Below are 1,293 nucleotides of genomic sequence, written 5' to 3'. Positions count from 1 at the left end.
TTAGTGGAACTGGCCCTCTTCGGTGGAGCCGACCAGTGCCAGGGTGCTGCCGTTGGGGTTGAGGGCAGTGGAGATGGTGTCGAAGTAGCCGGTGCCCACTTCGCGCTGGTGCTTGGTTGCGGTGTAGCCGCGGTCTTCGGCGCCGAATTCGCGCTCCTGCAGTTCGACGTAGGCGCTCATCCCGTCCCGGGCGTAGCCGTGGGCCAGGTCGAACATCGAGTAGTTCAGGGCGTGGAAGCCGGCCAGGGTGATGAACTGGAAGGTGAAGCCCATCGCCCCGAGCTCGCGCTGGAACTTGGCGATGGTCGCGTCGTCCAGGTGCTTCTTCCAGTTGAAGGACGGCGAGCAGTTGTAGGAGAGCATCTGGTCCGGGAACTCGGCCTTGACCGCTTCCGCGAACTTGCGGGCCAGCTCCAGGTCCGGGGTGCCGGTCTCCATCCAAATCAGGTCCGAGTACGGGGCGTAGGCCTTGGCCCGGGCGATGCACGGTTCAATTCCGTTGCGGACCTTGTAGAAGCCCTCCGGGGTGCGCTCGCCGGTGATGAACTCGCGGTCGCGCTCGTCCACGTCGGAGGTGATCAGCGTGGCCGCCTCCGCGTCGGTGCGGGCGATGATGACCGACGGCGTGCCGGCCACGTCGGCGGCCAGCCGGGCCGCGTTTAGCGTGCGGATGTGCTGCGCGGTGGGGATCAGCACCTTGCCACCCAGGTGGCCGCACTTCTTCTCGCTGGCCAGCTGGTCCTCCCAGTGCACGCCCGAGGCGCCGGAGGCGATCATGGACTTCATCAGCTCGTAGGCGTTCAGCGGGCCGCCGAAGCCGGCCTCGGCGTCGGCCACGATCGGCACCAGCCAGTCCTCGACCGTCTGGATGCCCTCGGAAAATTCGATCTGGTCGGCCCGCAGCAGCGCGTTGTTGATCCGGCGGACCACCTGCGGCACCGAGTTCGCCGGGTACAGCGACTGGTCCGGGTAGGTGTGGCCGGAGAGGTTCGCGTCCGCGGCCACCTGCCAGCCGGAGAGGTAGATGGCGCGCAGCCCGGCCTTGACCTGCTGCACCGCCTGGTTGCCGGTCAGGGCGCCGAGCGCGTTGGTGTAGCGGCCCTCGGCGGCTTCCTCGGTGAGCTGCTTCCATAGCTTCTGCGCGCCGCGCTTGGCCAGCGTGTGCTCTTCCTGGACCCGGCCGCGGAGGCGGACGACATCCGCTGCGGTGTAGTCGCGAGTGATGCCCTCCCAGCGGGAATCGGCGGCCCACTCGAGCTCCAGTGCCTTGGCCGCTTCCTCAGCGTTCATCGG

Annotated in this window: 1 protein-coding gene; it reads right to left on the bottom strand. The window is 67.9% G+C overall.

Translation table 11 applies throughout. The features are described 5' to 3' along the window. The gene (gene aceA / locus AC5RWT_RS37485; RefSeq protein WP_494084634.1) at nt 1-1,290 is read right to left on the bottom strand and encodes an isocitrate lyase; all 1,290 of its coding nucleotides are present in this window, start codon (nt 1,288-1,290) and stop codon (nt 1-3) included. Nucleotides 1,291-1,293: the final 3 nt, after the last annotated feature.

The organism is Arthrobacter sp. Dra40, assembly GCF_059091905.1.
This window is presented reverse-complemented; position numbering and strand designations above follow the sequence as displayed.

Coding starts and splice junctions, on each gene's coding strand:
- aceA (WP_494084634.1), bottom strand. CDS start 1,290: ATGAACGCTGAGGAAGCGGCCAAGGCACTGGAGCTCGAGTGGGCCGCC.